The sequence below is a fragment of the Chitinolyticbacter meiyuanensis genome, from assembly GCF_008033135.1.
GTDB classification, from domain to species: domain Bacteria; phylum Pseudomonadota; class Gammaproteobacteria; order Burkholderiales; family Chitinibacteraceae; genus Chitinolyticbacter; species Chitinolyticbacter meiyuanensis.
Genome location: NZ_CP041335.1, coordinates 2199259 through 2221065, shown reverse-complemented (window position 1 = coordinate 2221065; position 21807 = coordinate 2199259). Strand labels below are relative to the sequence as shown.

At 64.2% G+C, this 21807-nt stretch carries 16 protein-coding genes; 12 read left to right on the top strand and 4 right to left on the bottom strand.

Annotated elements, in window-relative coordinates:
• Positions 1–8: 8 nt before the first annotated feature.
• A complete protein-coding gene (locus FLM21_RS10680) occupies positions 9–740 on the top strand; it encodes a transporter substrate-binding domain-containing protein (RefSeq protein ID WP_148715556.1) in 732 nt (243 codons plus the stop codon).
• A gap of 2 nt (positions 741–742) precedes the next feature.
• Here the strand turns inward: FLM21_RS10680 and ppsA are convergent, their stop codons facing one another.
• The gene (gene ppsA, locus FLM21_RS10675; RefSeq protein ID WP_148715555.1) at positions 743–3139 is read right to left on the bottom strand and encodes a phosphoenolpyruvate synthase; all 2397 of its coding nucleotides are present in this window, start codon (positions 3137–3139) and stop codon (positions 743–745) included.
• A 215-nt stretch (positions 3140–3354) separates the two neighbouring features.
• Between ppsA and ppsR the strand changes: the two genes are divergently transcribed.
• The 6 genes from ppsR (at position 3355) to FLM21_RS10645 (ending at position 9493) form a co-directional block, all read left to right on the top strand.
• The gene (ppsR, locus tag FLM21_RS10670) at positions 3355–4173 is read left to right on the top strand and encodes a posphoenolpyruvate synthetase regulatory kinase/phosphorylase PpsR (RefSeq protein WP_148715554.1); all 819 of its coding nucleotides are present in this window, start codon (positions 3355–3357) and stop codon (positions 4171–4173) included.
• A 95-nt stretch (positions 4174–4268) separates the two neighbouring features.
• The gene (gene minC, locus FLM21_RS10665) at positions 4269–4970 is read left to right on the top strand and encodes a septum site-determining protein MinC (protein WP_148715553.1); all 702 of its coding nucleotides are present in this window, start codon (positions 4269–4271) and stop codon (positions 4968–4970) included.
• Between the two features lie 19 nt (positions 4971–4989).
• Positions 4990–5799 (top strand): septum site-determining protein MinD, encoded by an 810-nt coding sequence (gene minD / locus FLM21_RS10660; RefSeq protein ID WP_148715552.1) that lies wholly within the window; start codon positions 4990–4992, stop codon positions 5797–5799.
• Positions 5800–5802: 3 nt separating this feature from the next.
• The gene (gene minE / locus FLM21_RS10655; protein ID WP_148715551.1) at positions 5803–6063 is read left to right on the top strand and encodes a cell division topological specificity factor MinE; all 261 of its coding nucleotides are present in this window, start codon (positions 5803–5805) and stop codon (positions 6061–6063) included.
• Positions 6064–6133: 70 nt separating this feature from the next.
• Entirely contained in the window at positions 6134–6937 is an 804-nt protein-coding gene (map, locus tag FLM21_RS10650; RefSeq protein ID WP_148715550.1) for a type I methionyl aminopeptidase, read from the top strand.
• Complete coding sequence (locus tag FLM21_RS10645) at positions 6938–9493, top strand: [protein-PII] uridylyltransferase (protein ID WP_148715549.1); 2556 nt, start codon at positions 6938–6940, stop codon at positions 9491–9493.
• 97 nt (positions 9494–9590) lie between these two features.
• Here FLM21_RS10645 and FLM21_RS10640 read toward each other — a convergent pair whose 3' ends face one another.
• Positions 9591–11021, bottom strand: a complete 1431-nt coding sequence (locus FLM21_RS10640) for an MltF family protein (protein ID WP_187359860.1) — start codon at positions 11019–11021, stop codon at positions 9591–9593.
• A 162-nt stretch (positions 11022–11183) separates the two neighbouring features.
• On the opposite strand from FLM21_RS10640, the gene abc-f reads away from it, so the two are divergent.
• The 3 genes from abc-f to FLM21_RS10625 all read left to right on the top strand — a co-directional run bounded on the left by abc-f (position 11184) and on the right by FLM21_RS10625 (position 17689).
• Entirely contained in the window at positions 11184–13088 is a 1905-nt protein-coding gene (abc-f, locus tag FLM21_RS10635; RefSeq protein ID WP_148715547.1) for a ribosomal protection-like ABC-F family protein, read from the top strand.
• A gap of 26 nt (positions 13089–13114) precedes the next feature.
• Positions 13115–16009, top strand: coding sequence for a PAS domain S-box protein (locus FLM21_RS10630; RefSeq protein ID WP_148715546.1), 2895 nt, complete (start codon positions 13115–13117; stop codon positions 16007–16009).
• Between the two features lie 90 nt (positions 16010–16099).
• Complete coding sequence (locus tag FLM21_RS10625) at positions 16100–17689, top strand: peptide chain release factor 3 (RefSeq protein ID WP_148715545.1); 1590 nt, start codon at positions 16100–16102, stop codon at positions 17687–17689.
• 59 nt (positions 17690–17748) lie between these two features.
• Here FLM21_RS10625 and FLM21_RS10620 read toward each other — a convergent pair whose 3' ends face one another.
• Both FLM21_RS10620 and FLM21_RS10615 read right to left on the bottom strand, forming a co-directional pair.
• A complete protein-coding gene (locus FLM21_RS10620) occupies positions 17749–18450 on the bottom strand; it encodes a hypothetical protein (protein ID WP_148715544.1) in 702 nt (233 codons plus the stop codon).
• A 278-nt stretch (positions 18451–18728) separates the two neighbouring features.
• Positions 18729–19331 carry a PEP-CTERM sorting domain-containing protein gene (locus tag FLM21_RS10615; RefSeq protein ID WP_246120705.1) on the bottom strand — a complete coding sequence of 201 codons (603 nt, stop codon included), beginning with the start codon at positions 19329–19331 and terminating at the stop codon, positions 18729–18731.
• A gap of 201 nt (positions 19332–19532) precedes the next feature.
• Here FLM21_RS10615 and FLM21_RS10610 point away from each other — a divergent pair, with 201 nt between their 5' ends.
• Positions 19533–21323 carry a T6SS phospholipase effector Tle1-like catalytic domain-containing protein gene (locus tag FLM21_RS10610; RefSeq protein WP_187359859.1) on the top strand — a complete coding sequence of 597 codons (1791 nt, stop codon included), beginning with the start codon at positions 19533–19535 and terminating at the stop codon, positions 21321–21323.
• Between the two features lie 235 nt (positions 21324–21558).
• Positions 21559–21756 carry a hypothetical protein gene (locus tag FLM21_RS10605; RefSeq protein WP_148715541.1) on the top strand — a complete coding sequence of 66 codons (198 nt, stop codon included), beginning with the start codon at positions 21559–21561 and terminating at the stop codon, positions 21754–21756.
• The last annotated feature ends 51 nt before the right edge of the window (positions 21757–21807 follow it).

Sequence of the window (21807 nt, the reverse complement as noted above, 5' to 3'; positions counted from 1 at the left end):
GTAACGAAATGCGCCGTCTCGCCGCCCTCGCCCTTTGCTGCAGCCTGCCGCTGGCAGTCGCTGCACCAACCACCTCCGGCACGCCCGATTTCCTGATCTGTACGCTCGATACCGGCTTTCCACCGCTCAGCCATCCCAACGGCAGTGGCTTGGCGCAGCGGGCGGTCGAGCAGGCCATCGTCGGGTTGCCGCTGCAGCTGAAATGGACCCTAGCCCCGCGGCGGCGTTGCGTGGCCGAAATTCAGACCGGCCGCGTGCAGGCCATCTTCGCCATCCGTAATCCGCGCTACAGCACCGTCGTTGCCTACCCCGGCGGCAATACCCGGCCGGATGCCCGCCATGCCGCCGCCATCGTGCGCGTGCGGGTGTACCGGCTCAAGGGCAGTGCGGCACACTGGGATGGCACCCGCTTCGCGCTGCTGGGCAATCGGGCCGTCGGCGTGCAAAGCGGCTTCGGCTACAAGGACACGCTGGTTGCGCTTGGCGTACCAGTGGACGACGGCGCAGCCGAGCTGAAGCAACAATTCGCCAAGCTGGCCAGCGGCCGCCTGGCGCTGGTGCTGGCTATCGAAGGCGAAGCAGACCTGTTGCTGCAAGGGGAGCTCGCCACCCGTATCGAGGCGCTACCACTGCCCTTTGTCGACGATCCGCTCTACTTGGTGGTGAACCAGCAGTTCTATGCCACGCACCGCGAAGCCATCGACACACTGTGGCAGCGGCTGACACCCCGCCTGCGCTGACATCAGCGCGCTGCCTGCTTGGCCAGATAAAGCCAAGTTTCGACCACGGTATCGGGATTCAGCGAAATGGTCTCGATGCCCTCCTCGACCAGCCACTGCGCAAAATCGGGGTGATCGGACGGCCCCTGGCCGCAGATGCCGACATACTTGCCCTGCGTGCGGCAGGCCTGGATCGCCATCGCCAGCATGGCCTTCACCGCATCGTTGCGCTCGTCGAAGTTCACCGACACCGGGCCGCCCGAATCGCGGTCAATACCCAAGGTGAGTTGCGTCATGTCGTTGGAGCCGATCGAGAAACCGTCGAAGTGCTGCAGGAAGCGCTCTGCCAGCACCGCATTCGCCGGGATCTCGCACATCATGATCACGCGCAAGCCCGCCTTGCCATCCGGCCCACCCTCGCCGCGCTTGAGACCATTCTCGGCCAAGAGCGCAATCACGTCGGCCGCCTCCTGCACGGTGCGCACGAAGGGGATCATCACTTCGACATTGGTCAGCCCCATCACGTCGCGCACTTTCTTCACCGCGCGGCATTCCAGCTCGAAACAATCGCGGAAGCTCGCATCGACGTAACGCGCGGCGCCGCGGAACCCGATCATCGGGTTTTCCTCGTGCGGCTCATACATCGGCCCGCCCAACAGGTTGGCGTATTCGTTCGATTTGAAGTCCGACAACCGCACAATCACCTTCTTTGGCCAGAACGCCGCCGCCAGCGTGGCGATACCCTCGGCGATCTTGTCGACATAGAAGTCGACGGCCGAGCGATAGCCGGCCATGCGCTCCTCGACCTGCGCCTTCAACTCGGCCGGCAGGTTGGGATACGCCAGCAGCGCCTTGGGGTGCACGCCGATCATGCGATTGATGATGAACTCCAAGCGCGCCAAGCCCACACCCTCGTTCGGCAACTGGCAGAACTCGAACGCCAGCTCCGGGTTGCCGACGTTCATCATCAGCTTCACCGGCGGCTGAGGCATCGATTCCAGCGCCACATCCTGCCGCTCGAACTCCAAGAGACCTTCGTACACATTGCCGGTATCGCCCTCGGCGCACGACACGGTCACCTCGTCGCCATCGCGCAATACCTTGGTGGCGTCGCCGCAGCCGACCACCGCCGGGATGCCCAGCTCGCGTGCGATGATGGCAGCGTGGCAGGTACGCCCGCCGCGATTGGTGACGATGGCGGCGGCGCGCTTCATCACCGGTTCCCAATCGGGATCGGTCATGTCCGACACCAGCACGTCGCCGGCGGCCACCTTGTCCATTTCCGAGACATCGCGGATCACCCGCACCCGGCCCTGGCCGATCTTTTGGCCGATGGCGCGGCCGTGTGTCAGCGCCTCGCTCTTTTGCTTGAGGCGGAACTTGGACAGCTTGTCGCTGGAGGATTCCTGCGATTTCACCGTCTCCGGCCGCGCCTGCAGGATATAGAGCTGGCCATCGACGCCGTCACGGCCCCACTCGATGTCCATCGGCCGCTGGTAGTGCTGCTCGATGGTGAGGGCATAGCGCGCCAGCTCCTCGACTTCCGCATCGGTGATGGAAAACTGGCGACGCAGCTCCAGCGGCACCTCCACCGTCTTCACCGAGCGGCCGGCGGTGGCGTCCTGGGAGAATTCCATCTTGAGCGCCTTGCCACCCAGGTGCTTGCGCACCACGGCCGGGCGCCCGGCCGCCAGCGTTGGCTTGTGCACGTAGAATTCATCCGGGTTCACCGCGCCCTGCACCACGGTTTCCCCGAGGCCATAGGACGCGGTAACGAACACCACCTGGTCGAAGCCGGTTTCGGTATCGAGCGAAAACATCACGCCGGCAGCGCCGAGATCCGAGCGCACCATGCGCTGCACGCCGGCCGACAGTGCAACCAGCTTGTGATCGAAGCCCTTGTGCACGCGATAGGCGATGGCACGATCGTTATAGAGCGAAGCAAACACCTCGCGGATGGCGACGAGTACGTTGTCGATGCCAACGATGTTGAGGAAGGTTTCCTGTTGCCCCGCGAACGAGGCATCGGGCAAATCCTCGGCCGTGGCAGACGAACGCACCGCCACCGTGGCGCCTTCGCCCAGCAAGGCATAGTGTTCGCGCACATGCGCTTCCAGTCGCAGCGGAAACGGCGTGGCAAGGATCTGCTCGCGGATCAGCCGGCCGGCCTGCGCCAGCGCCTTCACATCATCCACGTCGAGCGTGGAGAGCACATCGTCGATGCGGCCAGCCAGGTTGCCCTGCGCCAGGAACTCACGGTACGCCGCTGCGGTGGTGGCAAAGCCGCCGGGAACGCGCACGCCGCGTGCGGTAAGCTGGGAAATCATTTCACCGAGGGAGGCGTTCTTGCCGCCGACGATGTCGACATCGCTCATGCGCAATTGGGAAAGTTCGATCACATCGCGGTCGCTGGTGGTCATTGCTGGCCTCTGCTGCGTTGCAAAAAGATTCGATTCCATTCTAGGCTGCGAAGGGGGAGCGCCTAGTGGGGTAATCCAGTAGGGGATTTCCGACGTAAATCGTGCACATGCCGCGATTTCATTTGAAATGCCAGAATCGGGGTTATCCCGTAATGGCAAACCGATATGACGACCGTATGCTGCTGTGCACTGCAGCAACGTGACCTGGAGTCCGAATGCCCCGCACCGCCTTTTTCGTCTCCGACCGCACCGGGATCACTTCCGAGATGCTGGGCCATACGCTGCTGACCCAGTTCGAGGACGTGAACTTCCGCCGCATCACGCTGCCCTTTGTCGACAGCGTCGAGAAGGCGCGCGAGGCAGTGGAGAAGATTCGTCAGCAGGCGATTACCGACCAGTGCCGGCCCATCGTGTTCTGCACGATGATTGATGATGAATTGCGCAACGTATTCCAGATTGCCGAGGCATTCACGCTCAATTTCTTCGAGGCTTTTATCGGCCCGCTGGAACAGGAATTGGGGCGCAAATCGTCGCATACCGTCGGCAAATCACACGGGATTGCCAATTTCGAGGAATACAAGAACCGCATCGATGCGGTGAATTATTCGCTCAGCCATGACGATGGCGTGATGCCACGCGATCTGGCGGAATCGGACGTGATCCTGATCGGCGTATCACGCTCAGGCAAGACGCCCACCTGCCTCTATCTGGCACTGCAGTTCGGCATCAAGGCCGCCAACTACCCGCTCACGCCCGAGGATTTCGGCCAGCACACGCTGCCCAAGCTGCTGCTACCCTACCGCAACAAGCTGTTCGGCCTCACCATCGACGCGGAACGGCTGAGCCAGATCCGTGAAGAGCGCAAGCCCGGCAGCAAGTACGCCACCCGCGACAACTGCCAGTTCGAGATCGCCGAGGCGGAGGCGCTGATGCGCCACGTGGGCGTGCCGTACCTGAACACCACCACGCTGTCGATCGAAGAGCTGGCCACCACCATCATGCATCGCACCGGCATGACCCGGCGCGTGTATTGAAGCGCCTCGGCACCGGTTTCACGCCACTGCAACACCGGCTTTCGCCCACCCTGTCGAGACGGTAAACTCTGGGCTTTGCGCCATCGCCCGCTCCCATGCCCCTTCCCGTCGACACGCCGGCCGCCTTCGAATTCCGCAGCAACAGCCTGAAGCTCTTGGGCTTCGTGCCGGCCACGCTTGATGCCGAAGCGTTGCGCGCAGCGCTCGCCGCGCAGCTGGGCCAGGGCGAGCACATGCTCAGCGGCGAGCAGATCCTGGTCGATTTCGACAGCCTGCCGGCCATGCCGAGCGCAATCGAAGTCACCGCCCTCGTCCAGCTGCTGCGCGAATTCGGGCTGAAGCCCGTGGCTGCCCGCGGCGGCAACGACGGCCAGCGCGCCGCGGCCCGTGAGGCGGGTTTGGTGGTGCTGTCCGATGACGCCGCACCGGCAGTCCCCGCCACCAAGCCGATCGAGAAAGCAGTGCCGGCGATGATCGTCAGCCGCCCGGTGCGCACCGGCCAGCAGGTCTACGCCCGCGGCAGCGATCTGGTGGTGCTGGCGCTGGTCTCGGCCGGCGCCGAAGTGATCGCCGACGGCAACATCCATGTCTACGCGCCGCTGCGTGGCCGGGCGCTGGCCGGCGCCCGCGGCGATGTCAGCGCGCGCATCTTCACCACTTGCATGGAGGCGGAACTGGTTTCCATCGGCGGCATCTACCGCACGCTGGACGACAACCTGCCTGCCTCGCTCAAATCCAAACCCGCACAAATACTGCTCGATCAGGACAAGCTCGTGATCGAGGCACTCAACGGATAAACCCCAGAGGACAACCCCCGTGGCAAAAATCATCGTCGTAACGTCCGGCAAGGGCGGCGTCGGCAAGACGACCACCAGCGCCAGCTTCGCGTCGGGCCTCGCGCTGCGCGGCTTCAAGACCGCCGTGATCGACTTCGACGTCGGCTTGCGCAACCTCGACCTGATCATGGGCTGCGAGCGCCGCGTGGTGTACGACCTGATCAACGTGATCCAGGGCGAAGCCACGCTGCGCCAGGCGCTGATCAAGGACAAGAATTGCGACAACCTGTTCATCCTGCCGGCCTCACAAACCCGCGACAAGGACGCGCTTACCCGCGAGGGCGTGGAGAACGTGCTCAAGGAGCTGACGCACGACGGCTTCGACTACATCATTTGCGATAGCCCCGCCGGCATCGAATCGGGCGCGCTGATGGCCGCCTACTTCGCCGACGAGGCGCTGATCGTCACCAACCCGGAAGTGAGTTCGGTACGCGATTCGGACCGCATCATCGGCATTCTCGACGCCAAGTCCCGCAAGGCCGAGGAAGGCAGCGCGGTGAAGACTCACCTGCTGATCACCCGCTACAGCCCCAAGCGTGTCGACACCGGCGAGATGCTGTCGCTGGACGATGTGCAGCATTTGCTGCGGATCACGCTGATCGGCGTGGTGCCGGAATCGGAAACCGTGCTGCAGGCGTCCAACGCCGGCACGCCCGCCATCCATCTGGCCGGCAGCGATGTCTCGGAAGCCTACAAGGACGTGGTCGCGCGTTTCCTCGGCGAGGACAAGCCGCTGCGTTTCATCGAAGCACCCAAGGCGCCGTTCTGGAAGCGCCTGTTCGGAGGCTGATGCATGTCCATACTCAGTTATTTCTTTGGCGAGAAGAAAGCCAGCGCCTCGGTCGCCCGCGAGCGGCTGCAGATCATCCTGGCGCACGAGCGTGCCGGCCGCAACACGCCGGACTACCTGCCAGCCTTGCAAAAGGAGCTGGTCGAGGTCATCTCCAAGTACGTTGCCATCAGCGCCGACGATATCAAGGTCCAGCTCGACAAGAAGGACGATTTCGAGGTGCTGGAAGTGAATATCGTGTTGCCCGAGGCGGCAAAGCGTTAAACTTGCGCTATCTGCAATTCAAAACTGATAGAGGAGAGGCGCAGCCTCTCCTTGTCATTTGGTGTATGCCATGACCATATCGATCAAGACCCAGGAAGACATCGCCAAGATGCGCATCGCTGGCCAGCTGGCCAGCGAAGTGCTCGACTACATCACGCCCTACGTGAAGCCGGGCGTGACCACGGCCGAGCTCAACCGCCTGTGCCATGACTACATGGTCACCGTGCAGGGCACCATCCCGGCGCCGCTCAACTATTGCCCGCCCGGTTACACGCCCTACCCGGCCTCGGTCTGTACCTCGGTCAACCAGGTGGTATGCCACGGCATCCCGAATGACAAACCGCTGAAAAACGGCGACGTGGTGAATATCGACGTCACCGTGATCAAGGACGGCTATCACGGCGACACCAGCCGCATGTTCGAGGTCGGCGAAGTGGCGCCGCACGCTCGGCGCCTCGCCCGCGTGACCTACGACTGCATGTGGATCGGTATCGAGCAGGTGAAGCCGGGCGCCCACTTGGGCGACATCGGCGCGGCCATCCAGAAATATGCCGAAAATGCCGGCTATTCGGTGGTGCGCGAATTCTGCGGCCATGGCATCGGCACCGTGTTCCACGAGGAGCCGCAGGTACTGCACTACGGCCGCCACGGCAGCGGGCCCGAGCTGAAGGCCGGCATGATTTTCACCATCGAGCCGATGATCAATGCCGGTCGCCGCGAAATCAAGGGCATGCCGGACGGCTGGACCATCGTCACCAAGGATCGGTCATTGTCCGCTCAATGGGAGCACACAGTGCTCGTCACCGAGACCGGCTACGAGATCCTGACCCAGTCGGCCGGTACGCCATCCAAGCCCGAGAGCTGGTTGCTCTAAGTGCGCTCGGTTGCCGCGCTTCGCGATGCCCACGCCGAGGCCAAGCAGGCGCTGCTGGCTGGCTGCGACGATCCTCGGTTGTCAGCCCCGCTGCTGAAGCGGTTGACCCGGTTGACCGATGCCACGCTGATCGAGCTGTGGCAACGTCACCAGTTTCCCGGCGAGGTGCTGCTGGTCGCGGTCGGCGGCTACGGTCGTGGCGAGCTTTATCCGCACTCCGACATCGACCTGCTGATCCTGCTGCCGGATGACCCCTCGTCGGCACTGCTGGAAGAGCTGGAGGTCCTGGTCGGCGAGCTGTGGGACATCGGCCTGGAAGTCGGCCATTCGGTGCGCACCATCAACGATTGCCTGGCCGAGGCAGAGAAGGACATCACGGTGCAGACGGCGCTGATCGAGGCGCGCCGCCTCGCCGGCGACATCGATCGCTTCGACCGCTTCTGCCACGCGGTATTCCGCCACATCGATCCCAAGACGTTCTTCGAAGCCAAGCTGTTCGAGCAGCAGGCCCGCTACGGTCGCTTCCAGAACGCCACCTACAAGCTCGAACCCAATATCAAGGAAGCGCCCGGCGGATTGCGCGACCTGCACCTCGTCGGCTGGATCGCCGCCGCACTCGGCCTGGGCCACGACTGGCGCGCGCTGGCCGCGCTGGGCCTGCTCACCCGCGAGGAAAGCCTCAAGCTGCGCCGCGCCGAGCGGGTGCTGCGTACCTATCGCATCGCGCTGCACCGCATCGCCCGCCGTCGCGAGGATCGCATCCTGTTCGATTACCAGCACCGGCTGGCGCACGATTTCGGCTTTACCGACGACCATTTCAACCGCGCCAGCGAACAGCTGATGGCGCATTACTATCGCGCCGCCCGTATCGTCGGCCAACTGGTGCCGCTCTTGGTGCAGGCGCTGCGCAGCCGCATCTACAGCCAGGTCGGCACCGAGCTCGTCGCGATCAACCCGCGCTTCAACCTGCGCGGCGACGTGATCGAAATCGCCGGGCCCGAGGTGTTCCGACACACGCCGTCGGCCATCCTGGAGCTGTTCGTGCTGCTGGCCCAGCAGCGCGACATCGCCGACGCCGCGCCCGAAACGCTGCGTGCGCTATGGCACGCCCGCGCCCAGATCGACGATGCCTTCCGGGCCGACCCGCACAACAAGGCACTATTCCTGCAGCTGTTCCGCGAACCACGCGGCCTGACCCGTGCACTACGCCGCATGAACCAGTACGGCGTGCTCGGTCGCTACATCCCCGAGTTCGGCCACTTGGTCGGCCGCATGCAGCACGACCTGTTTCACGTCTACACGGTGGACGAACACACGTTGATGGTGTTGCGCAACATGCGCCGCTTCGCCGTGCCGGCCTTTACCCACGAATACCCGCTGTGCTCGCGGCTGATCGAGGAATTCGAGCGCCCCGAGGCACTGTACCTCGCCGCACTGTTCCACGACATCGGCAAGGGGCGCGGTGGCGATCACAGCCAGATCGGCCGCGACATCGCCACGCGCTTCTGCGCCTGTCACCCGCTGCACCCGGACGATGCCGAGCTGGTGCCCTGGCTGGTCGAGCGCCACCTCACCATGTCGCACGTCGCGCAAAAGCAGGACGTCTACGATCCCGAGGTGATCCAGCAGTTCGCCGAACTATGCGGCACGCCGCGCCGGCTGATCGCGCTCTACCTGCTCACCGTCGCCGATATCCGTGGTACCAGCCCCAAGGTGTGGAACGCCTGGAAGGCCAAGCTGCTGGAAGATCTCTACCACGCCGCAATGCGCGTGCTGCGCGGCCGCGATGTCGACGCCCGCTCGCTGCTGGAAGAGCGGCTGGATGAAGCGCGCCGGCTGCTGCGACTCTATGGCCTGCGCCCGGATGCCGAAGCCGCCTTGTGGCGCGAGCTCGATACCGTCTACTTCATGCGGCACGATGCCCGCGAGATCGCCTGGCATACACGCCAGCTCTATGCCCGCGTCGACAGCACTGCGCCCATCGTCAGTGCACGGCTCTCCGAATCGGGCGAAGGGCTGCAGGTGCTGGTCTACACCCGCGATGCCGTCGACCTGTTCGCCCGTATCTGCGCCTTCTTCGAGCGCGCCGGCTACTCGATCTTCGATGCGCATATCCACACCACGCAGCATGGCTACGCGCTCGACAGCTTCTACATCTACATCCCGGACGAACGTGTCGGCAGCTACCGCGACCTGATCGGCTTCGTCGAATACGAACTCGCCAACGCCATCGCCCAAGGTGGCGCGCTGCCGCCGGCACCCAAGGCGCGCATCTCGCGCCAGCAGAAGCACTTCCCGGTGCAGCCGCACGTGCTGGTGCGGCCGGACGAGCGCGGCAAGTACCACGTGCTGTCCATCGTCGCCGGTGATCGCACCGGCCTCTTGTCGACCATCTCACGCGTGCTGGCCGCGCACCGCATCGAGATTCAGTCCGCCAAGATCATGACGCTGGGCGAACGCGCCGAGGACAACTTCCTGATCTCGGGCCAGAAACTCGGCGACGAGCGCGCGCTGCGCCAAGTGGAAACCGATCTGCTGCAGGCGCTGCAGGCCTGAGCGTCGCGACCGCGGCGATAGCATCGCCTGCCACGTCAGGGCAGGCCGCTTCTTGGGCTTTTGCAACACCTCCGGCACGGCCAACTACCGTCACACACTACTCAGCAGCGGCGCTAGCCGCGTCTGCCTTTGGCGCGGGCTTGCTGCTCTTGCTGCGGTCTGCCGCCTGGTAGGCGAGGTAGAAGCGGTTCACTGACGAGACGTAATCGAGCAGGCGCTGACCGACCATGCGCCGGGCGACGATCTCGACATTGCCGCCCCAGCGGTTGGGATCCAGCCCTTCCTTCGCGGCTTGGCGGCGGATCTGGGCGACCCGGCCCTCGCCAGCGTTGTAGGCGGCCAGCATGAAGAACAGCTGATCATCCGGCGAGATATCCGGCCGGGCGAACATGCCACGCAGGTAGGCAAGGTACTTGGCGGCCGCGGTGATGTTGCCCTCGTTGCCGTGCGGGTCCTTCACCCCCATCTTGCGCGCGGTGCTGGGGTTGACCTGCATGATGCCGGTGGGGCCGTTCTGCCGGACCACCGGGTTGAGCTTGCTCTCGCGCTGGCCGATGGCAGCGAGCAACAGCCAGTCCATATTGTTGGCCGCCGCGACCACCTGGAACACCGGCGCGAGCACCGCCAGGCGGTCGAGCCCGGAGCCGGCCTGCTCCGGCAGGCTGGCCTTGCCGTCGCTGGGCAAAAAGCGCTGCGTTTCCGCGGCAGCGGCGCTTGCGAGCTTGCCGCCCTTGGCGGCGATGAAGCGATTGAGCTCGGCCAGCAAGCCCGGGTGCTGCGGCGCCACGGCCCAAGCCAGCGATACATTGCCGGCCGGACAGCCGTCCATGCGCAGGTTGGGCAGGCGCTTCTGCCATAGCTTGAACACATACTGGCTTGCCAGCGTCACCGTATCGCCGCCGCCATTCATGGCCAGCAGCAGGTTTTCGCTGTCGACGCCGTCGGCCGCCTCCATCAGCGTCACCTTGGCGTCGCTCGCCAGGAGGCGCCTGGCGTAGCTGGCGCGCGGTACGGTCAGCGGCTTGTCTCCAAGCGCAGCAAGATCGGGCAAGGCCGGTTGGCTGCGATGGCGCACCAGGCACCACTGATCCTCGAGGTAAGGCAGGCTGTAGTCCACCAGCTGACTCGCACCGGGGATCACCGGCATCAGGCCGGCCACCATGTCGCCGCGGCCGGCCATCAGCGCCGGGATCAGTTCACCCGCCTCCACCGGCACATAGAGCACCCGGGTAGGTGGGCGCGAAGCCGGACGGGCGCGATTCAGGAACAGCTCCAGCTGGTAGAGCATGGCCTGCTCGACCCCATGCGGCGCGCCGTTGCGGAAGAAGAAGGTCGTCGGCCCCTTGGCAATCAGCACGCGCAGCCGGCGCGGTGGATTGGCCGGATCATAGTCGGCACCGGCCAGCTCGGTGGGGGCATCAAGCTGCGGGTGTTCGGTGTCCTTGCCGGCCACGGCAGCCCAGGCCGGCATGGCCAGCAGACAGGCGGCAAGCGTCAGGCAGCCTCGCAAAAGAAGCAATGAAATCATGCGCATGGGCTGGATTCTAACCACAAACCCGGTGCGCGGCCCGGCTATCGCCGATGGGCCGCGGTGCGCCGACCGGTGTCCGTTGCCACCCGCTGCTGCGTGAAGCCGCGACCCGGCTTGCCCGGAGGGTATAATCGCGCGATTTTCCGCCCGGACTGTTCCATGCCCTTGCTGCTCGTCGAAAACGCCTCGCTCGCCTTCGGTCACTGGCCGTTGCTCGATCACGCCAACCTGACGGTGGAGCCCGGCGAGCGGGTTGGACTGATCGGCCGCAACGGCCAGGGCAAGTCGTCGCTGCTGAAGGCGGTGGCCGGCACCATCCGGCTGGACGACGGCGCCATCCGGGTGGCGCAGGATGTCCGCGTCGCCTTCGTCGCGCAGGAGCCGCAGTTCCCCGAAGGGGCCACCGTGTTCGATGCGGTGGCCGAAGGCCTGGGCGACCTGCACCAATTGCTCAAGGACTACCACCACGTCACGCAATCGCAGGATGGCAGCGAAGCCGCGCTGGCGCGACTGACCGAACTGCAGCACGCACTGGAAGCACGCGATGGCTGGAAGTTCGATGCACTGATCGCCACCACCCTCTCCCACCTGGGCCTACCGGCCGACGAGCGCGTCGATGCCCTGTCCGGCGGCTGGAAGAAACGTGTGGCGCTGGCACGCGCGCTGGTGGCCGAGCCACAGCTGCTGCTGCTCGACGAACCGACCAACCATCTCGACGTCAGCGCCATCGAATGGCTGGAAGGCCTGCTGAACAACTACGCCGGCAGCGTACTGTTCGTCACCCACGACCGGCGCTTCCTCGACAATGTCGCCAACCGCATCGTCGAGCTCGATCGCGGCCGCCTCTCCAGCTTTCCAGGCAACTTCAGCACCTACGAGCTGCGCAAGGCCGACATGCTGGCTGCCGAGGAAGTGGTGAACCGCAAGTTCGACAAGGTGCTGGCGCAAGAAGAGGTGTGGATCCGCAAGGGCATCGAGGCGCGCCGCACCCGGAACGAAGGGCGTGTGCGCCGACTGGAGCAATTGCGCCGCGATCGCGCGGCACGGCGGGAGCGGGTCGGCAACGTCGGCTTCCAGCTCGATGCCGGCGAGAAAAGCGGCAAACTGATCGCCGAGTTCGAGCACGTCGCCAAATCGTTCCGCGACGAGAGCGGCCGCGAGAAGGTGATCGTGCGCGACTTCAGCACCCGGCTGATCCGTGGCGATCGCATCGGCCTGATCGGCCCGAATGGTGTCGGCAAGACCACGCTGCTCAAGCTGATCCTCGGCGAGATCGAGCCCGACAGCGGCCGCATCAAGCGCGGCACCAACTTGCAGGTGGCGTATTTCGACCAGTTCCGTACCCAGCTCGACGAGGAAGCCGCCATCGTCGACGTGATCGGCCAGGGCAAGGATTATGTCGAGATCGGCGGCGCCAGGAAGCACGTGATGGGCTACCTGGAAGAGTTCCTGTTCGCGCCGGAGCGCGCACGCAGCCCGGTGAAATCGCTGTCCGGCGGCGAGCGCAACCGGTTGCTGCTGGCCATGCTGTTCACCAAGCCCGCCAACGTGCTGGTCCTGGACGAGCCGACCAACGATCTGGATATTGAAACGCTGGACTTGCTGGAGCAACTGCTCACCGACTACCCGGGCACCGTGTTCCTGGTCAGCCATGACCGGGCCTTCCTCGACAACGTAGTGACGCAGACCGTCGCCTTCGAGGGGGAGGGTCGCCTCGCCGAGAACGTTGGCGGCTACAGCGACTGGCAGGCAGCGCGTGCGCGCCAGGCCGCACTGCAGGCACCGGCCAAGAAAACCGAACCGGCCACCGAGAAAGGCCCCGAACGCGCCAAGCCGCGCTCGCAGAAGCTGAGTTACAACGAGCAGCGCGAGCTGGAACGGCTGCCTGGCGAGATCGAGGCGCTGGAAGCGGAACAGACGGATTTGCAACAGGGCCTGCTCGATCCCAACCTCTATCGCGATGCGCCGCTCAAGGCGCGCGAAATGCAGGCTAGAATCGAGGAAATCGAGCTCAGCCTGCTCGAAAAACTCGAACGTTGGGAAGCACTGGAAAGCCGGCGCTAGGCGGCCGGCGCCACGACCACCACGCCATGATCCTGCCTCCGCCACTGGCTCACTCCGACGAGTCGTCCACCTCGCTGCAACCGCTGCGCACCTGGCTGATCGTGCTCTACGTGGTGCTGCTGGTCGCCTCTGCACTCGCGCTGGTGTGGGTGACGGTGCGCGACTACCACCTGACGGTGGACAACCTGGAACGGCAGCAGCTGCAGTTGGCGCGCTCGCTCGACGAGCATGCGACGCGAACCTTCGTCTCGGTCGAGCAAGGCATGCAGAACATCGTCGAGAGCCTGGAGACGCTGGGCGGCGTGGATCAGGCCGAGGAATACTCGATGCACATCCTGCTGCGCGACAAGACGGCACTGACGCCGCAGACGCGCGGCATCATCACCATCGATTCGACCGGCACCATCCGTGCCCACGGCCTGGAATACCCGATCCGCCGCGTCAACCTGGCGGATCGCGAGTACTTCAGCTACCACCGCACCTTCGACGACCTGCGGCTGCGCATCGACAAGCCGCTGATCAGCCGCACCGACAACCTGTGGCTGATCCCGGTGACCCGCCGCATCAACCGCCTCGACGGCAGCTTCGGTGGTGTGGTACTGGCAGGGGTGGAGCCGGAGTACTTTCTCAGCTTCTACCAGTCGCTGAAGCTTGCACCGACCACCCGGATCGAGCTGATGCGCAGCGACGGGATGCTGTTGCTGAACTATCCGTTCGAGCCCAAGGCGCTCGGCGGCAACCTGCGCGAAGGCTCGCCACTGGAGTTCGAGGCCAAGCGGCTGCGCCGCGCCAGTGCCTACAGCGAAAAGGATGCCAGCGGCAATGCACGACTGACGGTGTTCCACGCCAGCAATGGCGACCTGCCGCTGATCATTCGCGTGTCGGTCGACCTCGACGCCTCGCTCGCCAAATTCCGCAGCGATCTGATGACCCGGCTGATTGCCGTGGTGGCGCTGATGCTGATCGTCACCGTGCTGCTCTACCTGCTGTTGCGCCAGCTCAAGCGGGTGGAACAGATCGAATCGCGGCTGCACCTGACTCAGTTCACCGTGGATGAAGCACCGGATGTGGTGCTGTGGGCCGACCGCGGCGCTGCGCTGCGCTATGCCAACCGCGCCGCCGAGCTACATAGCGGCTTGGCACGCGAGGAGTTGCTGCACACTCGGCTGATCGACCTGATCCCGGAGCTCGGCGAAGTGCAGTGGGAAGCGCTGTGGGACAAGCTGCTGCAGGAAAAGCGCAGCATCCTCAACGCCCACCTGCGCGGCGCCGGCGGCCATCTGCAGCCGGTGGAAATCACGCTCAACCATATTGAATTCGACGCCGAGGCCTATGCCTGCTGCACGTTGCGCGACATCACCGAGCAGCAGAACACCGAGCGCGAACTGCGCCGCCACCGCGACCACCTGCAGGATCTGGTGCTGGAGCGCACAGCCGAGATCCGCACGGTGCTCGACGCCAGCCCACTGGCCATCATGCTGTCGGTCAAGCACACGGTGCGGCTGGTCAACCCGGCGTTCGAGACGCTGTTCGGCTTCGAGGCCACCGACCTGATCGGCATGCCCACGCATTCGCTGTACGCCTCGGCGGAGCGCTACGAGGAGATGTACCAGACCATCTGGGCACGCATCAGCACCGGCGGCGTCTATCGCGGCGAAGTCGAGTTGTTCCGCCGCGACCATTCCAGCTTCTGGGCCATGGTCTACGCCAAGGCGCTGGTGCCGGGCGATGCCAGCAAGGGCGTGATCGCGGTGATCGAGGACGTGACCGCCCAGCGCATCGCGGCGCAGGCGCTGCGCCAATCCGAACGCCTGAAGCGCACCATCATTGACACCACCGCCGACGGCTTCATCCTGATCGATGCCGGTCACCACATCGTCGACGTCAACCAGGCGTTCTGCCAGCTGCTCGGCTATCGCCGCGAGGACCTGATCGGCCAACTGCCGACGCAGCTGTGGGGCGATACCGCCAAGCAGATCTTCCCCGAGCACCTGTCCGGCGCCGATGTGGCGCCCAACCATATCGGCGAAGTATCGATCTCCACCGTGGGTGGCATGGTCAAGCCGTTCCTGGTGAACTCGGCGGTGATCCCGGACGACGACCAGCAGGTGGAATACGCATTCGCCTTCCTCACCAACATCGCCCACCTCAAGGAAATCGAGAAGAAGCTGCTCGATTCCAAGGAAGCCGCCGAGGCCGCCAACATCGCCAAGTCGGCTTTCCTTGCCAATATGTCGCACGAGCTGCGCACGCCGATGCACGCCATCCTGTCGTTCTCCGAGATGGGTCTCTCCAAGGCCGGCAAGGGCGAGACCACCAGCCTGTCACGCTATTTCGAGCGCATCCATTCGTCCGGCAACCGGCTGCTGGTGCTATTGAACGACCTCCTGGACATGTCGCGGCTGGAAGCCAACCGCATGACCTACGACAAGGTGCGCAACAACCTGCAGCAGACGGTGTTCGGCGCCACGCAGGAGATCGCGCCGCTGTTGGCCAGCCGGCAGCTGCGCCTGCAGGTGGACGAGAGCACGCTGCCGCTCTACGCGGTGTTCGATCGGGCGCGGCTGATGCAGGTGGTGGTCAATCTGCTGTCCAATGCCATCAAGTTCAGCCCGCAGGATGGCCTGATCGAGATCGAGTTCATCGAGCTCACCGTGCTGGCGAGCGGCATGCCTGGGGTCGGGCTGGCCATCCGCGACCATGGCCCGGGCATTCCGGAAGGCGAAGAGGAAATCATCTTCGACAAGTTCATCCAGAGCAGCCGGGTGCGCCAGGGCGGCGGCGGCACCGGGCTGGGGCTCGCCATCAGCCGCCAGATCATGCAGGACCACGGCGGCGAGGTCTCGGCGAACAATCATCCGGATGGCGGCGCCGTATTCACGCTGCTGCTGCCGGCCGACACCCGCCGCACCAAGCACTAGCGAAAGTCCACGGCTGGCCGGGCCGATTGCCCTCGTCGCCCGGCAGCGCTTGCCGTACAATCACGCGTTTTTTCCCAGCGCATCAACACCATGACCGAGATCGCCCGCGAAGTCGCGCAGCGTCGCACCTTCGCCATCATCTCCCACCCCGACGCCGGCAAGACCACGCTGACCGAGAAGCTGCTGTACTTCTCGGGCGCGATCCAGATGGCCGGCACCGTCAAGGGCAAGAAGGGCGGCAAGTTCGCCACCTCCGACTGGATGGAGATCGAGAAGCAGCGCGGCATCTCGGTGGCGTCGTCGGTGATGCAGTTCGATTACCGCGACCACGTGGTGAACCTGCTCGATACCCCGGGCCACCAGGACTTCTCGGAAGACACCTATCGCGTGCTCACCGCCGTGGACAGCGCGCTGATGGTGATCGATGCCGCCAAGGGCGTGGAAGCGCAGACCATCAAGCTGCTCAACGTCTGCCGGCTGCGCAATACCCCCATCGTCACCTTCATGAACAAGTACGACCGGGAAGTGCGCGACAACCTGGAGCTGCTGGACGAAGTCGAGAGCATCCTCAAGATCCGCTGTGCACCGATCACCTGGCCGGTCGGCATGGGCAAGACCTTCCGCGGCGTGTACCACATCCTGCGCGATCAGGTGATCCTGTTCCGCGCCGGCCAAGGCCCGCTCGACGAAGTGGAAGTGATCGACGGCATCGACAACCCGCGGCTCGATGAGCTGTTCCCGCTGGAAATCGGCAATACCCGCATGGAGCTGGAGCTGGTGCAGGGCGCCAGCCACCCGTTCGTGCTGGAGGAATTCCTCGCCGGTACGCTGACGCCGGTGTTCTTCGGCTCGGCGATCAACAACTTCGGCGTGCGCGAAATCCTCGATTCGCTGGTCGACTGGGCACCGCCGCCATCGGCACGCGATGCCACCGTGCGCGCGGTGGCGCCGCACGAGGAAAAGTTCTCCGCCTTCGTGTTCAAGATCCAGGCCAATATGGACCCGAAGCACCGCGACCGCATCGCCTTCCTGCGGGTGTGTTCCGGGCGCTTCGAGCGCGGCATGAAATTCAAGCACCTGCGACTGGGGCGCGACATTGCCGCCAACTCGGTCGTCACCTTCATGGCGCAGGGCCGCGAGCAGGTGGAAGAGGCCTACGCCGGTGACATCATCGGCCTGCCCAACCACGGCAACATCCAGATCGGCGATTCGTTCTCCGAGGGCGAGGCGCTATCGTTCACCGGCATTCCCTACTTCGCGCCGGAGCTGTTCCGTGTGGTGCGGATCAAGAACCCGCTGAAGCTGAAGCAGCTGCAGAAAGGCCTGCAGCAGCTCGGCGAGGAAGGCGCAGTGCAGGTGTTCAAGCCGCTCAACGGTGCCGACCTGATCCTCGGCGCCGTCGGCGTGCTGCAGTTCGAAGTGGTGGCAAGTCGCCTCGCCAATGAATACGGCGTCGAGGCGGTGTTCGAATCGTCCAGCATCTATACCGCGCGCTGGGTGACCTGCGACGACGCCAGAATGCTGGCCGATTTCGAGAAGCAGCTGGAAAACAACCTGGCGCGCGATGCCGCCCATAGCCTGGCTTACCTGGCCACCAGCCGCGTCAACCTGGAGCTGATCCAGGAGCGCTGGCCCAAGCTGCAGTTCCACGCTACCCGCGAGCACGCCGTCACGCTGTAACGGCATCGCAGCAAACGACAAGGCCACCCCACGGGGTGGCCTTGTTGCTGCTGGCGCCCCTAATGCCTGAGCGCCGTAATCGCCTCCACACCAACCCGCTTGAGCGCAATGCCGACCCGCGCCGCCTCATCATCGATCGCCAACACCGCCGAGTAAGTGAGCTGGATTCCCAGCGCCTGCTGTGGTTGTGCCAGCGCCTCGGCGGAGCGCCATTCGCGGGTTTCGGCCTCGCTCACCTCTGGCACGCCCCAGCTGCCTGCCTCGCCGCGCAGCGTCAACGTCTGCTCGGTCACCACGCCAAGGCTGCTGCCATCCTGCAGAAAGCTGTATGGCGTGATGCCACGGCTCACCGCGCCCACTTCCAGCGCCGCACCGCCAGTGAACGGTGCGGTGTAATTGCCGGTCACCGACCATTCCGGCATGGTCCGCAGCAACACGATGCCCCGCTGCTGCTTGGCTTCGACCCAGATCGCCCAAGGTTGGGCGCTGCCGGGCAAGCCACCCGCCTCGGTGTTGCCCTCATGGAACTGGGTCTCCGGCAGCGTGGCATCGAGCAGCGCCAGCGCGCGCTGCCCTGCCCGCTCCAGCCAGAGCGTGTTGCCAACCACCGTGCCCGTCAGCCCGTACAACTCTTGCCGGCCCTGATCGATGTGAAAGAACACATCCCTGCCCTCGAGCACCATATCGCCCGCCTGAGCCACGCCGAGCGACGCGGCCAGCAACAGCCATGGCAATACGGCTCGCCTGCTTAAAACATTCATGTTTGCCCCCTGAAGCGTATCCAAATTGGACACCATTCCAATGTAGGGGCCGATTCATTCAGGGTTCTTGCAAAAGACTGAATCAAACAAAATCAATAATTCATTAAATAATGAATTGCAAATTCAAAAAAAGCGGATCAATTGATCCGCTTGGTTTTCAAATCCACGGAAAATTGCGGCCTGGCGCCCATTTCGGCCATCGCCATCAGTATTTTTCCTGATGAGTCAAAGGCTTATGACAAGCAAATCACGCCTGCAAATTTTGTGAATACTGCCGTTCATACACTGCGTCGGCGGCGTAGCCATAATGCACACAATCCGCAGCCCATCAGTGCGTAGGCAGCCGGTTCCGGCACCGGCGTGACCAGGATATTGTCGAATTCAAAGCGCGACTGGCCATTGCTGTTTGCAAATGCTTCGAATTCGAATTGGCGAATGGCACGGCCGCCGGTAAGCGCAGCCAGATCGAAGGACTGCCAGCGATCGCCAGTCTGTGCCTCATCGAACACGATATTGCCGAATTCGCCACTGCCATCGGCATAGAGCCAGGTCAGGCGCAACGCGCCCGAGGTGCGGACGTCGATGGACCACAACTTGAGTGGATCATAGGAATCGATCGGCGGGCTGTCGCGCCAGACGGCCACCCGGCCGTAGCCCGAAGTGGCGGAGACGAGCTTGCTGCCATGTTCATCCGGATCACCCTGCACCACTTGGTAGCCGCCGCTCGGCGCCCAGGTGCGCATCTGCACGTCTTCGGCAAACGTCGGCGCGCGGGGCAGCTTGCCGGGGGCGGGAAACTGCTCGAAATCAATCAATACGGCCTCTGCAGGCAGAGCGATGGCGAGGGCCAGCAGAGCTGCCAGCGTGCGTTGCTTATCCATGTGTTCCTCCATTCGGTTCGCACAGCGCAGGCAGCATAGCCGAACAGGAGGCCAACATTTACTTACGTAGAAAATATTTCATACTTATGCCCCTTTAAATAAAGCGGGCCCGCGCTGGCTGCAACCGCCCGTCGGAAGCGGGCGACGACATGAAGCGCGGCGGCTTTCATGCATATGACATCAACCCTTGGGAGTAAAAGCATGGGCCGCAAGCGCCTCTTCATTTGCTGCGATGGCACCTGGAACGAACCCCAGCAGCGCGAGTTCGGCCTGCTGGCCCCGACCAACGTCCTGAAGTTCGCCAACGCCGTTGCCCGTGGCCCGGTAGCGGACGATACCGAACAGCGCGTGTACTACCACCCTGGCGTTGGTACCGGCCAGGATCTGTGGGTGCGGCTCAGCGGCGGCGCCTTCGGCAGCGGCCTGAACAAGAACATCAAGAGCGCCTACAAATGGCTGGGCGACGAATACGAGGATGGTGCCGACATCTTCGTGCTTGGCTTCTCGCGCGGCGCCTTCACTGCACGTAGCCTGGTCGGCTTCATCGCCTATTGCGGGCTGATCCGCCATCCATCGTGGGACGAGGTCGACCACGCCTACGCCCACTACCAGCAACGCAAGAACCTGAAGCCGGACGGCACACCGACGCACGTGCGCTTCGAGCAATACCGCACCGCGCTTGGCAAGGCTGAAGCCGCCCACCCGCGCCCACCCATCCGCTTTCTGGGCGTGTGGGATACGGTGGGCAGCCTTGGCATCCCACAATCCGGGCCGCGCTGGTTCACCCGGCTGCTGGCCTGGCTCTGCCCCAGCTGCAACAACCGCTTCCATGATCTGCAGCTGAGCGACATCGTAGAGACCGCTCGCCAGGCCGTTGCCATCGACGAGCAACGCCAGCCTTTCACCCCCACGCTGTGGCACGTGGCACAGCCGGCTCCTGGCCAGAGCATACGGCAGGTGTGGTTCCCCGGCGTGCATGCCGACGTGGGCGGCGGCTACCTGGAAAGCGGACTGTCGCAGATCACGCTGCGCTGGATGATGGACGAAGCGCAAACCCAGGGCGCCATCTACGATCCCGCCATGGCCGAGCAAGTGGCCGGTGTGGACTGGCGCGCACCAATGCACGACAACCTCACCACGCTGTACAACGTGCTCGGGGCCGTACCCCGGCATATTCCGCTGCTGGCCGGCACCGAGCCCGCGCCGCCCTACTGGCAGCAGCCGCACCCGCTCGCACTCCGGCGGGTGGCACAGCCGCCGATCAACGACGCGCCCTATCGCGACAGCACCCGGCTGGCTCTGGGCGAGCATGGCCGCTTCGACGTCTATGCCTACAACTACTGGAATGCGCCGGGCGTGTTCGTTGAGCGTGGTGAACGCTATCGGGTGCACGCCGAGGGCGAATGGCTGGACCGTGATCTGCGCAGCAGCGCGGCCGGGGGCCCAGCCGGGCCGCTGCGTTCCTTCTTCAACCCCCTGCGCCGTGTGCCCAAGGCGCCTTGGTTCTCGCTGATTGCCGTGATCGGCCATGGCCACAATCCGGACCCCGGCAACGACCAGATCGCCGTGCCCACCTATGCCGTTGGCGCCGATGCAGTGTTCGAGCCGGTGGAGGCTGGCTACCTCTACTTCTTCGCCAACGATGCGCAGGGCCTGTACGGCAACAACCGCGGCCGGGTCGTCGTCACGCTGACCCGGGTGACAGACAGCCCGACGGTGGACGATATCGGCCAGAAGCCGCCACGCAGCATCTGGAGCACCTGGGGCCAATGGCTGATGGGCCTCGCCACGCTGTCCATCGCCGTGGCGGTACCGGTGGGCATCGCCTGGTGGCTGATCGCGCCACCGCTCTGCCCGCTGCAGCAATTCGCCACACTGCTCGGCGGTACCTTTGCCGCCCTGCTGGCACTGGCCGGGGGTTATGTCTGGTTCTCCGGCCGCAGCAACACCGGCGTGCAGGTCGTTCCGGTGTTACGCGGCCAGGCCGATTGATGATCGCATCGTCATCTCTGCGCAATCTGCAGCCGCTAGATTTCGCCTGTCCAACCAGTGCGCAAAAATGCACACGAAGCCAAGGTGAGCAAGCGCCACCGGTCGAGGACGGAAGTACGTTGGCAATACATCAGCGAATGCTATTATTCACTCGACTTTGCTGATACGAAAATTACCAGATAAGTCATCACCACATTGTGGTGCCCCCTCGTTCTCACCATCGATAGGAATGATCATGAAGCGATTTGCCCTGGGTGTACTGTTGTCCGGCCTGATGCTGAATGCCTTCGCCGCCGAAACGCGTTACTACGAAATCCACGGCTCGCAAACCGTCGGCCCGGAGTATTGCAATCAAGTGTGGCCCGGCTCGCAGTACAACGGCCTGCGCATGGGCTTTGGTGGCAGCTACTTCATCTCCTGCATCAAATACTGATCCAGCATCGTGCGGGTGCTCATCCAGCTCAGGCTGGATGGAGGTGGAACC

Excerpts from the sequence above, each read along its gene's own strand:
- FLM21_RS10680 (WP_148715556.1), top strand. The coding sequence starts at position 9 with ATGCGCCGTCTCGCCGCCCTCGCCCTTTGCTGCAGCCTGCCGCTGGCA.
- ppsA (WP_148715555.1), bottom strand. The coding sequence starts at position 3,139 with ATGACCACCAGCGACCGCGATGTGATCGAACTTTCCCAATTGCGCATG.
- ppsR (WP_148715554.1), top strand. The coding sequence starts at position 3,355 with ATGCCCCGCACCGCCTTTTTCGTCTCCGACCGCACCGGGATCACTTCC.
- minC (WP_148715553.1), top strand. The coding sequence starts at position 4,269 with ATGCCCCTTCCCGTCGACACGCCGGCCGCCTTCGAATTCCGCAGCAAC.
- minE (WP_148715551.1), top strand. The coding sequence starts at position 5,803 with ATGTCCATACTCAGTTATTTCTTTGGCGAGAAGAAAGCCAGCGCCTCG.
- map (WP_148715550.1), top strand. The coding sequence starts at position 6,134 with ATGACCATATCGATCAAGACCCAGGAAGACATCGCCAAGATGCGCATC.
- FLM21_RS10640 (WP_187359860.1), bottom strand. The coding sequence starts at position 11,021 with ATGATTTCATTGCTTCTTTTGCGAGGCTGCCTGACGCTTGCCGCCTGT.
- abc-f (WP_148715547.1), top strand. The coding sequence starts at position 11,184 with ATGCCCTTGCTGCTCGTCGAAAACGCCTCGCTCGCCTTCGGTCACTGG.
- FLM21_RS10630 (WP_148715546.1), top strand. The coding sequence starts at position 13,115 with ATGATCCTGCCTCCGCCACTGGCTCACTCCGACGAGTCGTCCACCTCG.
- FLM21_RS10625 (WP_148715545.1), top strand. The coding sequence starts at position 16,100 with ATGACCGAGATCGCCCGCGAAGTCGCGCAGCGTCGCACCTTCGCCATC.
- FLM21_RS10620 (WP_148715544.1), bottom strand. The coding sequence starts at position 18,450 with ATGAATGTTTTAAGCAGGCGAGCCGTATTGCCATGGCTGTTGCTGGCC.
- FLM21_RS10615 (WP_246120705.1), bottom strand. The coding sequence starts at position 19,331 with ATGGATAAGCAACGCACGCTGGCAGCTCTGCTGGCCCTCGCCATCGCT.
- FLM21_RS10610 (WP_187359859.1), top strand. The coding sequence starts at position 19,533 with ATGGGCCGCAAGCGCCTCTTCATTTGCTGCGATGGCACCTGGAACGAA.
- FLM21_RS10605 (WP_148715541.1), top strand. The coding sequence starts at position 21,559 with ATGAAGCGATTTGCCCTGGGTGTACTGTTGTCCGGCCTGATGCTGAAT.